This is a genomic window from Lysinibacillus sp. 1 U-2021, assembly GCF_029916965.1.
Lineage (GTDB): Bacteria > Bacillota > Bacilli > Bacillales_A > Planococcaceae > Lysinibacillus > Lysinibacillus capsici.
In genome coordinates this window covers 2886786-2899393 of the sequence record NZ_CP123966.1, presented here as the reverse complement: position 1 = coordinate 2899393, position 12608 = coordinate 2886786, and the positions used below count along the sequence as shown (strand labels likewise).

Genomic DNA, 12608 nt, shown 5'->3' with positions numbered 1-12608 from the left:
TGCTCGTTATCCTTAATTCTACGTTGATTATTTTGTTCGTAAAAGTGTTTATAATCAATATGAACGTTCGTATATATCTATAGACTTTTACGAACTATTTTGTTATACTTAATCTAACAATTAAACCAGTTGGAGGGATTAGGTATGGGAGTACGTAACTATGGATATATACGTGTATCGTTTAAAGATCAAAATGAAGCTAGACAATTAGATTCATTGTTAGAATTAGGAATAGATGAGCGTGATATAAAAATTGATAAAGCAAGTGGTAAAGACTTTGACCGTCCTGCATGGCAAGCATTAAAGTATGACATTCGCGAAGGTGATACGCTTTTTATTCACTCATTAGACCGTTTAGGGCGTAATAAAGACGGTATCATGGAAGAATGGCATTACATTACTAAGGTAAAGGGTGCTGATATTGTGGTATTGGATATGCCTTTATTAGACACTAGAAAGTATAAAGATTCAGTCGGATCATTTGTTGCTGATTTAGTTTTACAAGTTCTGTCTTGGATTGCTGAAGATGAAAGAACACGTATTAAAACTAGACAAGCAGAAGGTATTGAATCAGCAATGAAACGTGGTACTAAGTTTGGTAGACCTAAGAAGTCGTACAGTACAATGTCAGACGTTGAGCGTGAATCCTTTATCCAACATTACAATGAATGGAAACAAGGTAATAAAACAGCAGCGCAAACGTTTAAAGACTTAGATATGACAAAGACAACGTTTTATAAAATTGTAAAAGAATACGAACAAACTTTGAAGCCTATCTAAATTGGATATGGCTTTTTTATTTTGGGCGTATTGAGGTGATGAAATTTTGAAGAAAGAAAAAGAAGATGATTTAAGAAAAAAGGAATTAGAAAGAATTAAATTGGATAGGATTATCAAAATTAAGGAAGCACAAGAATCATTCTATGCCTTTTGTAAAGTAATGTACCCTAATTTTTTCACGAAAGGAAGGGAATTGTACACTATTAAAATGTGTAATACGTTGCAAGATATTTATGAAGGTAAATTATTAAAAAAGAATGGTGAGCCTTATAAAAATATATCCATAAATCTACCACCATCTTTCGGTAAAAGCTTTATTGCAAAACTTTTTACATCATGGGCATTGGCTAAAGATGTAAAGAATCAATTTATGGTTGCATCGTATAATGAAGATTTTGCTTCAGAGTTTTCTAATCATGTTCGTGAATTTATTAATAAAAAATCAGATGATGGTTTAGGAATAGGATTTAATGACATATTCAATAATGTGAAATTTAAAAAGGGTAGTAATCGTTCATCTGATTGGGCATTAGAAGGAAATTATATGAACTTTGTTGCTACTTCTCCAAATGGATCATCAACAGGTAAGCGAGGTAATGTTCATATTATTGATGACCTCATTAAATCGGCTGAAGTCGCATTCAACGAAAAAGAATTAGAGAGACTTTATAACTGGTACGTTAATACTTTCTATTCTCGTAAACTTCAGGGAGGACTAACGATCATGATTTCAACTAGATGGGCGACAAATGATGTATGTGGTCGCTTAATCGAAAAGAAACCAGATGATTGGTATGTCCTTACAATGCCTGCATGTTTAAACGAAGAAACCCAAGAAATGCTATGTGATGAAAACTGTAATTGGGAAACTTATGTTGATTTAAGAGAAACTCAATCACCTCTAATCTTCTCAGCAAACTGGCTACAAATCCCCTTAGATTCGTTTGGACGACTATATGGTGACTTTAAAACCTATTCACGAATTCCACGTAATGAAAATGGTATGCCTGTATTCGAAAAAATTATTTGCTATACAGATACAGCCGATAAAGGGAATGATTTTTTATGTTCAATTATCGCAGGAGTATATGAAAAAGAACTATATGTACTCGATGTACTTTACACGAAAGATGGTATGTCTATTACTGAAAAGAAGTTAGCGGATATGCTTGTTGACAATAAAGTGAATGACGTAACGATTGAGTCAAATAATGGTGGTGAAGGATACGCTCGTTCAGTCACAAGAATATTGCGTGAAGAGAAGAATAACAATCTTATCAATATCGAAACTTTCCATCAATCTAAAAACAAAGCTTCTCGTATTTTATCTATGAGTAGTACAGTCGAACGATTGGTTTACTTCCCTTCAAATTGGAATAATCGATGGAATGAATTTTATTTATCAATTATTACATTTCAATCTGATATGAAGAAGAACCGTCATGATGACAGCGTAGATTGCCTTACTGGCTTAGTTGAGATGATTGATAACACAAGCAAACCAATTACAGCTATTAAATCAATATTTTCATATTAAAAATAAGAAGGTGAACAATTGAATACAAGGATTCAAAATAAAATTCTAAGGAAGCTTAGAAAAGGTATTCCAATCAATTCAGAAATGATTGATGAATTATTACAGGATCATAAAAAAAGAATTACAGAAGTCGATAATCTCTTCAATAGGTATGAGGGTGAAGTTCCAATTAAGAAACGGAAGCTACCAGAATACGCATTTTCAAATGAGAAGCTTGCTAATGATTTCTTTTCACTAATAGTTAATTCCAAAGTGGGATATTTCTCTGGGATACCTGTGAACTACAGTATTGATAAGAATTCATACAGTGAAGATGTAAAAGACATTTCAGAAATGGCTAAATTAAAGCATAAGTCACATAGCAATATTCTTTCTGAATTTTTACTACGCAATAACATGCATGATTTAGACAGTGAAATGACTAAAATCTTAGGTATTGCAGGTGATGGTGTACGCAAGTATTATACCGATAAACAAGGTTATACAAGGGTTGTAAACCTTAAAACGAATGAAGTAATTGTGCTTCTCAATGAGCATAAAGAGGTTGAATATGCTTTACGATTCTTTAAGGATTACAACGATGATGAAGTGTTAGTTACATACGTAGAATTCTACGATCATTCAGGAATTACATATTTCGTTGAAAATGCTGACAAGAAACATAAGAGTAAAAAGCGATTCGTTTTGAATCAAGAATATACACTTAATCCAGAAGAACATGTGTTCGATTTCTGTCCATTTGTTTATTTCCAAAATAATGAGGAATCCATGTCTGATGGAGAAAAAGTATTTTCACTCATAGATGCTTACGACAAAGTAGTATCGAATAACAATAATGAATTGAATGGATTCGCATTGTCTCTATTATTATTTAACTCAGACAAAGCACTTAACGAAGACACTGTTAAGAAGATGAAGGAATTAGGCGCATTAGACTTAGGTAAAGAAGATAAGGTTAGTTTCTTAACAAAAGCATTGAGTCCAGAATTCGGTGATTCATTCTTAGATAGGGTAGAAGATAACATTTTCCAATTTTCGCAAAGTGTAAATTTTAATGATGAGAAGTTTGGAAACCTCAGTGGTATCGCATTGAAATACAAATTACAGAATTTAAATGATAAGTGTATTTCTTTAGAAGCTAAATTCAAACGTTCCCTAACAGAACAATTTAAAATCGTTACTAGTGCGTGGAATAAAATTAATATCAATATTAACTATTTAGATATCTTCTTTAAATTTAAAAGGAACGTTCCTCCCGATATCGACTATGAAGCAGGATTTGCACAAAAGTTAAAAGGAATTGTGTCTCATCGTACAATCTTAAATATGATGACATCTGTTGACGATCCAGAATATGAACTATTGGAGTTAGAAAGAGAAGAGCAAACATCTTATGTTCAGCTAACTAATCCTAATACACCAGTAGAAGAACTTTATAATATGAAGAATTTAGAAGAAGGTAACACTAATGAATTCAAGTAGATATGAGGAATTTATTAAACTGATTCGTACCATTCAAAATGAGAACGAACGTAGGATAGCTGAGTTGTATCTAAATGAATTGGATGCGTTACGTCAACAAATTTCCAAAATGTATGAAGATCATGGTGAAGATGGTTCTGTTACTTTAGAAGCTGTAGAAAAGCATGGTTATTTGAAGTCATTGGAAGATGCATTTGTAGAACGTATTAAGATTCTTTCCAGACAACAGGAGACAATTACAAAAGAAGCTATTACCAATACTTTTACTGAATCATATTACTATCGTGGATTTGCAATTGAAGCTGCTGCATCAATGAGCATCTTTACTTTACTTTCACCACAAATAATTAATTCATTTGTCTATAATGATTTGCTAGCCATTAAGTGGAATGAGTCAATTAATGATGATAATAATGTATTAATTAAAAGTGTTAAAAGTACAATTAGGATTGCCCTAGTACAAGGTGACGATTACAAAACAACAATAGACAATGTAAAAGAACGCATTAGCATTGGTAAAAATAAAGCATTGCAAATTGTGCAAGAAGAGACACATCGAGCGAGTGAAGATGCTAATTTAAAGGTCATGCAAGATGCTAAAGATAAAGGTGTCATTATTGATAAAAGATGGCTTTCAACTTTAGATGGTAAGACTAGAAAAACGCATCAACATTTAGACGGTCAAACTGTTGGGATTGATGATTATTTCATTTCAAAAAGTGGACGTAAAGCACAAGCCCCAAAGAAGTTTGGCGATCCAAAAGAAGATATGGGTTGTAGATGTACGACTATCGCTATCTTTAAAGGATTAGAACCAGAAGTACGTAGAGCAAGGGATGCTCAAAATAAAGGTGAAATAATCAAGTATACTAATTTTAAAGATTGGAAACAGAATCTTAAATAGTAAACGTTTAAGTAATACAAATATGTTTACATACAAGTATTACTAATTATGTTATACAAAAATAAACATAAAGGGAGTTATATTAATTATGAAAAAACCTATTAAAAATTTATTAGACTTAGACTTACAATTCTTTGCAGAAGATAAACAAACAAATGATACGAATACGGAAACAAATACCGATACTGAAACAGACACTAAAGATGAAAAAGACAAAGAAACCAAAGTAATTACTATGGAAGATGTTCAAAAGATGATTAAGTCTGAAACAGACAAACTAACTAGTGATTACAATAAGAAGTTGAAAGATAAAGATAAAGAATTAGAAAAATTTAAAACTGAAAAGATGACTGAAGAAGAACGTAAGGCTCATGAAATAGAGCAAATCAAACAGGAGAATGAATTGTTGAAACAAGAGAAGTTAGGTTTCATTGCCCAAACTGAACTAGCTAAACAATCATTACCTTTAGAAGCTTCTGAGTTGATCACTGGTGAGAATGAGGAAGAAATTATAAAGAAGGTATCAACGTTAAAGCTTATCATTGATAATGCTGTAACAGCTAAAACAGGTGAGTTGTACCGCAATAAAGGTACAGAACATAAGCAAGGTTCAGAAAAAGTCGGTGCTATGACTAAAGAAGAATTCAGCGCATTAAGCCTAAAAGAGCGTACAGAATTATTTAATACTAATCCAGATTTGTATAACGAATTAAGTAAATAATTACAGAAATTATTAAGGACTGGGTGAAATCCCCCTGTCCTTTTTATATTGTCTTGTTTTGGATTTTAAGACATTAAAGATAAAAATACTAAAAACAAAAAAGAAACGGAGTGCATATTCAATATGACACAAACAAAATTAGCAGATCAAATTAATCCACAGGTAATGGCAGATATGTTATCGGCTGAATTACCATCTAAACTAAAGTTCGCACCTTTTGCAACAATTGACCAAACTTTAGTGAACAACGCAGGTGACACTGTAACAATTCCTTCATTCGTTTACATTGGAGAAGCTGAAGATGTTGCAGAGGGCGTAGCAGTTACACCAGTTAAATTAACTACAAAATCAAAGGAAGTAAAAGTTAAGAAAGCAGTTAAATCTGTAGAATTAACAGATGAAACAATGTTGTCAGCATATGGTGATCCTGTTGATGAAACGTATTCGCAATTAGAAAAATCATTAGCTGATAAAGTGGACTCTGACTGTGTTACAGCTCTAGGAACTGCCACGTTAGAACATACAGCAGGGGCGCAAATTTCATATGATGCAATTGTAGATGCGATTGACAAATTTGGTGAAGAAGATGATGAAGTAAAGGTATTATTTATTCACCCAAATCAAAAGACTATCATTCGCAAAAGTCCAGAGTATATCAAAGGCGTTGAAAAAGCGTTTATGACTGGTGTCATTGGGGAGATTGCAGGTGCGCAAGTAGTTACATCTAATAAAGTACCTTTTGACGGAACTAATTACACTAACTTTATTATCAAAGAAGGCGCTTTAGGTATCTACCTTAAACGTGATGCTAACGTAGAGAAAGATCGTGACATTCTTTCTGCTACAGATGTACTTGTTGCTAATCAGCATTATGTAGTTGCCCTTAAGAATGAATCAAAAGCAGTTAAATTAATTACAACTAAATAATTAAACGTTTACTTTAAACATATATGTAAACAAATAATAATACATAAAAGTAATAGAAGGGGTATTCGTATCCCTTCTATTTAATATTAATATGGGGGTGTATTTAATGTTATTAAATAGACATCGTAAAACAAAAGTTGAAGATGTAAATGTAGGAGATTTAGAGAAACAAGCAAATACTACTAAAAAGACTACAGAAACACCAAAACAAGTTAAGAAAACTGAAAAGGGTGATAAGTAATGACAGATACTTTATTTACTAAAGAATCCGTTAAATCCTTTTTAAACATAAAAGGCAACGAGAAAGATGAACAGATTAATATGCTCATTCCTGCCACAGTTAAATTCGTAGAAAAGAAGACAGGTTTAGAGTTAGATTTATTCAATTTAGATGAAGGAATAGCTTTTGTTGTTTCTAAATTCATTGAATATTTCATGCTTAACGCAGGTTTGAAAAGCTATAGTTTATCAAGGGAATCAAGCACGTTTTCTGATGAAATTCCGAAATATTTATTGTCACTTCTTGAACCTTATGTAGTGGATGGTAATAGTTCTGGAAAATCCATTAACTTTATTCCATTACGGTAATTAAAGATGAATGATTTAATAGAAATTTATCGTGCTACAGAAACGGTGGTTAGTGGTAGACCTCGTTATGAATTCAATAAAATTTGTCCAACAAGTGGAGTAATTGATTTGTTGTCTGGTGGAGTTAGTTTAAAAACTATGAAGATGGTTGAAGATTCTACACACATTTTAATTTGTGGTGTAGTTGATATTCAGATTGGTGATTACGTTACATGCAATCACAATAACAAACGTGTTTATGAGGTTGTATTCGTAGATAATCCCATGAATAGAAATCATCATCTTGAAGTTGAATTAAAATTCCTTCCAGACAAAGAAATCGACGAAAATTAAGAAGGTGATAACATGTCAGAACTACAAGACTTAGCATACATAGATTTTCGCCAGTATGTGATCGACAATTGGAATAAGGTACGGCTCTTAAATGAAAAGGGTGAAGAAATCTTTTCCAAGCCGATTCCAAACGGCACAAGAATTAAATGGATGCATACGACAACAAGAACTGAAGTAGTAATTGGTACAGACTTAAACGGTAAGCCAATCACAGGATTTATCAATGTGCAGACTAATCCTAATATGATTTTACGTGTTCAAGTGCTTGGTAGTGAATTAACAATTCCTACTAAAATTGCTGCAGTGGAATTGATTAATACAAATTCACATGATAAAACGGCTCGTATTAAGAAGAACTTAGATAATATTGTTGATATAGCAACGGCTTCAGACATTTTAACTTACACAATGAATCTTGATATTGGTGAGATTTTATGAGCATTACAGTCAGAATCGAGAGTAATTTAGACACTGTTATTGCTGAATTGATCAATAAGAAAGAGTTAACGCTTGAAGCAATAGGATTGTTTGGTGGTATTGAAGCAAAGGTTCGTGCGGCAGTTTTATCTGGTGATTTACGAAGATCTGTCGAACATCATGTTGATCTTCCAAAAAGCAAAGTTGATATTGGTTGCAATAAAGAATTAGCACCATATGCACCATTCGTTGAATTAGGTACTTCAAAAATGGAAGCACAGCCATTTTTAGCACCTGCACTCCAAGAGAATACTCAAAAGTTAAAACAAATAGCTATGAGTATTTACGAGGGTGGTTGATTAAATGGGAAGTATGGTTTCTAAATATGATTTCATCAAGGATAAGTTATCAGATATTGCACCTGTCTATATTATTCAAGCACCTACAAGTGCTAAATATCCGTACATAATTATAGATTTTACGACTCAAAACGAGTTGGATTATCTGAAGGATGAGTTATTCCTTGATATCGACATATGGAATAAGACAAAAATGATCAATGGTGATGTGTTTTACGACACTGAAGTAATCGCCGATAAGGTTGAAAGCAGATTGAAATATCTACGTGAAAGCGATACAGAGCATGGTTATATGATTAATCAAATGAATCGTATACGAGTTCCAGATGAGGATAAAGAAGTGCAGCATAGAAAATTAAAATATTACGTTAAAGCGTACAATCGAAATTAACGCATTGGAGGAAATACATAAATGACATTAAATACTCGTAATTATTCAGACAAAATTGTAGATCGCATTATGTTAGATGCAGGGGCTATTTATCTGAATTTAAAATTAGAAAACGGTGAATTCACAGGTACAGAATTAGGTGGTACACAGGGCGGTAACGAATTTACGATTGAATCAGAAATCCGACAAATTGCAGTTGATGGTGTAAAAGGTCGAGCAAAGGGTTTGAACGTACTCGAATCAGTAAATCCAAAACTGAAAGTAAATTTACTTGAAATTACAGCTCGTAATTTAGCTATGGCAATCGCAGGAAGTAATTTAGATACGACTTCAGATGAAGCTTATGACATTTTAACAGGTAGCGACTCAATTAAATTAGAGGAGTATCTAGATAATATTGCATTTGTAGGTCGATTAGGAACTGACGGTGGAAATAAACCTGTAATTGTTGTAGTAGAAAATGTTCTTCAACTTGATCCAGTTTCTATTAAAACGACAAATAAAGGTGAAGTAGTATTAGCACTTAACTTTACTGGTCACTATTCAGAAAAACAAGTTTTAAATGGTACCCATCCTTACAAAATTTACTATCCAAAAGAAAAAACAGTAACACCACCAGAACAACCTTAACCACTTAGCCTAGAGGACATCTAGGCTTTTTTAAATTAAATAAATATGAAAAGAGGAATTATTATGGCTGAAAATAAAGTAACTGTACGTGGATTTGAATTAGAGGATTTCTTTACCTTATCAGAAATTTACGACAAATTAGATATTAACTTTAATCCAAAGGAAACAGAAGGAATGGATGTTGAAGCAGTTAAAACGCTTTTAGTTAATACTCTTTTGCGTAAATTCCATAAAGCTAAGAATGAAATATTAAGCTTGATTGCTGATTTAACTGGATTAACAGTAGATGAGACTAAGAAAAAAGGAATTAAATTTATCATAGATGTATTTAATGATTTACTAAAGGACGCTAACTTTAATGAGTCATTGTCTACGGTTTTTACACAAAAACCAACCGAATAAAATTACCCAATAAATTTGATGTTATGCATGTGCTATACAAAACTTATAGTGGTAGTGCTGACAGAATTATGAAAGGTAGTATTCGAGAGGTTTTTATTTATTATGAGAAAGCAAACCAAGAAAAAGAAGATGATAGACTTTATCAACTTTGGACTAATTTAGTTCCACATATGACTAAAGAAAGCTTTGTTTCTTTTAACGAATATAAGCGAAATATATTTAATAAACCTTCCAATAAGTCAAATTCGAATAGTAATTCGATGAGTAACATCGTTGAAAGCAATAAATCTGAAGAAGAGATATTACAAGATGCTAAAAATATTTTGAATATGGATATTGGTAGGGTACACCAGATAGAGGTGAAAATTTAAAATGAATTTAATGAGTCTGGTTATGTCGGTAGTGTTACGAGATGAAGAAGCTAGAAACTCTTTAAACGAGTTGCAGAATCACGCTCAACAGGCAGGTTCTACATTTAAATCAGTCGGTAAAAATATGGCTTTAGTTGGTGGTGCAGTTGCGTTAGGAGTAGGTGCAATTGGTACTGCAATGTATTCAATTGCTTCAGACGCTGATAACGCTAATCGTAAGATTCAAGCCACTTTAGGCGCAACGGCAGCAGAAGCAAAAGCCGTATCAGATCAAGCTAGAGATGTTTGGAAAGCAGGTTTTACTGCATCGATGGAAGAAGCATCTGATGCAGTATTAGCAGTAAAACAACAGATGTCTCAATTAAATGATGCTGATTTATCTAAAATCACTCAACAAGCTATGTCTATTGGTAAAACTTTTGACGAAGATGTAGGACAAGTTTCAAGGGCAGCAGATACGATGATGAAAACATTTGGAATTTCTGCTGAAGAAGCAATGGATAAAATCACAGTTGGTTTCCAAAAAGGATTAAACTATTCGGATGAATTTATCGACAGTATTGCTGAGTATTCAATTTACTTTGATAACATGGGCATGAATGCCGATGATATGCTGAATGTCATGGTTGCAGGGATGGAAAATGGCGCATTCCAACTTGATAAAGTAGGCGATGCAATCAAAGAAAATTTCCTACGTTTATCCGATATGGGTAAAGGTGAAAAGGATGCTATTAAAGATTTAGGTTTAAATGCTCAAAAAGTGATGGATATGATTAATCAGGGCGGAGAGCAAGCGAATAAAGCCTATGAGATGGTCAATATGGCGATCGCAGGAGTAAAAGATGAAACAGAACGTAATGCAATCACTGTAGCTTTATATGGTGTTCAAGCCGAAGATGTTGGTAAAAAGGTATCTTCCGCTATGATGAGTGCAGGAGATTCAATAGGAGATACCACTGGTAAAGCACAAGCATTAACCGATACTATTTCACAAACTCCTGCTCAACAAATGGCGGCACAATGGAACACAATGAAAGACTCTTTAGTACCATTAGCAACTGAAATGATGAAATTAGGTATGCAGATATTGCCATATGTTTCATCTGGGATAGAAAAGCTAACTAGTTTTATGTCGGGCATGTCACCAGAAACGCAGAAAACAGTAGTTACAGTCGGTGCAGTAGTCGGTGCATTAGGTGGATTATTAGTTGTTTTATCACCTGTAATTGGAGCAATCGGTTCAATCATTCCACTATTCACAGGAGCAGGGGCAGGGGCAGGAATATTTGCAGGTGCATTAGCTGTACTAACAGGTCCTATTGGATTAACTATTGCTGCAGTAGCAGGATTAGGAGTAGGTATCTACGCAGCTACTAAAGAATTGAGTAAATCTTCAATCGAAGTAGAATCGTGGAAAGATAAAGTGTCTGAATCAACTGCAAAAGCACTAGGTAGCTTTATGGATTTATCAGATAAGGCAACTACTGAATTGAATCAGCTATCTTGGTCTGGTCAAGCCATTACTAAAGATATGGCTACTAAGATGACTGAAATCTATAGTCAGATGGGCGATCAAGTTTTAAATGAAATGAAAGCCGATCATGCTAAAGAATTAGAAACAATGACACAGCACTTTGCTAATACTTCATCTTTAAGTCAAGCAGAAGAGACAGCTATTTTACAACGTGTTCAAACTCATAATGCTGAACGTGAAAAGGCAACTCAAGCAGGAACAGATAGAATTAAAGAAATATTTGCCAATGCTGCTGCAGAGAATAGAGCAATCACAGAAAATGAACAAAAAGAAATAAATTCAATTCAAGACACAATGAAAAACAATGCTATTAAGCATATGACTGAAAGTGAAGCAGAGCAAAAAGTAATTCTTGAAAATCTTAAAAATGAAGCATCTAAAATTACAGCAGAGCAAGCAGCAGAAGTTGTTCAAAATTCATTGAAGCAAAAAGATGAAGTTGTAAAAGAAGCTAACGAACAGTATGACAAAACTGTTGAATGGGCTATACGTCAAAGAGATGAAACAGGTACAATGTCTGCTGAAGAAGCTCAAAAAGTAATAGATGATGCCAAATTTAAGCGTGATGAAACGATTAAAAATGCAGAAGAAATGCATGAAAAAGTAGTTGGTGAAGCGAAATCGCAAGCTGAAGAACATGTTCAAAATGTCGATTGGGAAACAGGCGAAGTTCTCAGTAAGTGGCAAGTTTACAAAAATAACGTGTCATCTGAATGGGAAGCCATGTGGAAGGACGTTGATAAATGGTGGGGCGATATTTCCGACTCTATTACAGGAAGTATTGACGGTGCAGTTAAATGGGTCGGTGAAGGAATTGATAAAATCAAAGGTTTCTTCACAGGTTTAGAACTAAAACTTCCAGAAATCAAACTTCCTAAGTTACCTAAAATCGAATTAGGTACTACTAAGAAGACCATCTTCGGTAAAGAAATAGACATGCCTTCTATCAAATGGAATGCAAAAGGTGCAATTTTTAACAAACCTACAATTTTTAATACAGCTAATCAAGGTTTACAAGGAGTAGGGGAAGCAGGACAAGAAGCTATAGCGCCAATCGATACCTTACTTGGATACGTTAGAACTGCCGTTGATGATGTAATGGGTCAAAAAGGCAAAGGTGATATTAATATAGAGCAGAAATTTTATGTTAATAAAGAATTAAATGAAATAGAAATAGCACGACAAACAAAAAAATCACTAGAACAACTAGGATTTGCTTGGTAATGGAGGTG

Annotated in this window: 16 protein-coding genes; all 16 read left to right on the top strand. The window is 33.5% G+C overall.

Translation table 11 applies throughout. The features are described 5' to 3' along the window. Positions 1-144 precede the first annotated feature (144 nt). The 16 genes from QH639_RS14900 to QH639_RS14825 all read left to right on the top strand — a co-directional run bounded on the left by QH639_RS14900 (position 145) and on the right by QH639_RS14825 (position 12600). Entirely contained in the window at positions 145-780 is a 636-nt protein-coding gene (locus tag QH639_RS14900; RefSeq protein WP_281114763.1) for a recombinase family protein, read from the top strand. A gap of 46 nt (positions 781-826) precedes the next feature. Further along, positions 827-2317 carry a phage terminase large subunit gene (terL, locus tag QH639_RS14895; RefSeq protein WP_281114762.1) on the top strand — a complete coding sequence of 497 codons (1491 nt, stop codon included), beginning with the start codon at positions 827-829 and terminating at the stop codon, positions 2315-2317. An 18-nt stretch (positions 2318-2335) separates the two neighbouring features. Continuing rightward, entirely contained in the window at positions 2336-3799 is a 1464-nt protein-coding gene (locus QH639_RS14890) for a phage portal protein (RefSeq protein WP_281114761.1), read from the top strand. Next, on the top strand, positions 3786-4703 hold the full coding sequence (locus QH639_RS14885; RefSeq protein ID WP_281114760.1) for a phage minor head protein: 918 nt from the start codon (positions 3786-3788) through the stop codon (positions 4701-4703). The genes QH639_RS14890 and QH639_RS14885 overlap by 14 nt, the downstream gene beginning before the upstream one ends. 88 nt (positions 4704-4791) lie before the next feature. Next, entirely contained in the window at positions 4792-5424 is a 633-nt protein-coding gene (locus tag QH639_RS14880) for a capsid assembly scaffolding protein Gp46 family protein (RefSeq protein WP_281114759.1), read from the top strand. A gap of 123 nt (positions 5425-5547) precedes the next feature. Then, positions 5548-6351: a N4-gp56 family major capsid protein gene (locus QH639_RS14875; protein ID WP_281114758.1), complete on the top strand. Its 804-nt coding sequence runs from the start codon at positions 5548-5550 to the stop codon at positions 6349-6351. 106 nt (positions 6352-6457) lie between these two features. Continuing rightward, positions 6458-6592: a hypothetical protein gene (locus tag QH639_RS14870; RefSeq protein WP_281114757.1), complete on the top strand. Its 135-nt coding sequence runs from the start codon at positions 6458-6460 to the stop codon at positions 6590-6592. Continuing rightward, positions 6592-6939 carry a phage head-tail connector protein gene (locus tag QH639_RS14865; RefSeq protein WP_281114756.1) on the top strand — a complete coding sequence of 116 codons (348 nt, stop codon included), beginning with the start codon at positions 6592-6594 and terminating at the stop codon, positions 6937-6939. The genes QH639_RS14870 and QH639_RS14865 overlap by 1 nt, the downstream gene beginning before the upstream one ends. A gap of 6 nt (positions 6940-6945) precedes the next feature. Beyond that, positions 6946-7272, top strand: coding sequence for a hypothetical protein (locus tag QH639_RS14860; RefSeq protein ID WP_281114755.1), 327 nt, complete (start codon positions 6946-6948; stop codon positions 7270-7272). Between the two features lie 12 nt (positions 7273-7284). After that, positions 7285-7710, top strand: a complete 426-nt coding sequence (locus QH639_RS14855) for a hypothetical protein (RefSeq protein WP_281114754.1) — start codon at positions 7285-7287, stop codon at positions 7708-7710. Next, positions 7707-8048, top strand: coding sequence for an HK97-gp10 family putative phage morphogenesis protein (locus QH639_RS14850; RefSeq protein ID WP_281114753.1), 342 nt, complete (start codon positions 7707-7709; stop codon positions 8046-8048). The genes QH639_RS14855 and QH639_RS14850 overlap by 4 nt, the downstream gene beginning before the upstream one ends. 4 nt (positions 8049-8052) lie before the next feature. Then, complete coding sequence (locus QH639_RS14845) at positions 8053-8439, top strand: hypothetical protein (RefSeq protein ID WP_281114752.1); 387 nt, start codon at positions 8053-8055, stop codon at positions 8437-8439. A gap of 21 nt (positions 8440-8460) precedes the next feature. After that, entirely contained in the window at positions 8461-9069 is a 609-nt protein-coding gene (locus QH639_RS14840; protein WP_281114751.1) for a hypothetical protein, read from the top strand. Between the two features lie 63 nt (positions 9070-9132). Next, a complete protein-coding gene (locus QH639_RS14835; RefSeq protein ID WP_281114750.1) occupies positions 9133-9471 on the top strand; it encodes a hypothetical protein in 339 nt (112 codons plus the stop codon). 68 nt (positions 9472-9539) lie between these two features. Next, positions 9540-9842 carry a hypothetical protein gene (locus tag QH639_RS14830; protein WP_281114749.1) on the top strand — a complete coding sequence of 101 codons (303 nt, stop codon included), beginning with the start codon at positions 9540-9542 and terminating at the stop codon, positions 9840-9842. 1 nt (position 9843) lies between these two features. Beyond that, entirely contained in the window at positions 9844-12600 is a 2757-nt protein-coding gene (locus QH639_RS14825; RefSeq protein WP_281114748.1) for a phage tail tape measure protein, read from the top strand. Positions 12601-12608: the final 8 nt, after the last annotated feature.